This is a genomic window from uncultured Shimia sp., from assembly GCF_947498095.1.
In the GTDB taxonomy this organism is placed as follows: domain Bacteria; phylum Pseudomonadota; class Alphaproteobacteria; order Rhodobacterales; family Rhodobacteraceae; genus Shimia.
Window position 1 is genome coordinate 1 of record NZ_CANMJE010000044.1, and the last position, 452, is coordinate 452.

Genomic DNA, 452 nt, shown 5'->3' on the forward strand with positions numbered 1-452 from the left:
AATCGCCTGCCGGGCAATGGGTCAACCACAAGAAAGTCGAACGCTTATGGGGTGAAGAGGGCCTGCAACTCCCCCACTGCCATAAGAAACCAAGGCGTCTTTATCACAAAGACACCTCCGTCATCAGGCTGCGCCCCACACATCCCAACCACATCTGGGCGATAGACTTTGTTCATGACAAGCTCAGCAATGGGCGCAGTTACAAGATGCTCACGGTGCTGGATGAGTACACCCGCGAGGCGCTTTGCGAGGCAGTGCGCCCTAAGATGAACGCCATCGATGTTCTGGATGCGCTACACCCTCTGTTGATGAAGCACGGGAAACCGGAATTCATCCGCTCTGACAATGGCCCAGAGTTCATTGCTGTGCATCTACAGGATTGGCTGAAGAAGGTCGGGATCCAGCCGATGCAAATCTATCCGGGCAGCCCCTGGGAGAACGGGTACAACGAA

Annotated in this window: 1 protein-coding gene; it reads left to right on the forward strand. The window is 55.1% G+C overall.

Going from position 1 to position 452, the window contains the following annotated elements; translation table 11 throughout:
• Positions 1-452: DDE-type integrase/transposase/recombinase (locus Q0932_RS20485; protein WP_299357121.1), on the forward strand; the 452-nt coding region annotated here is incomplete at both ends.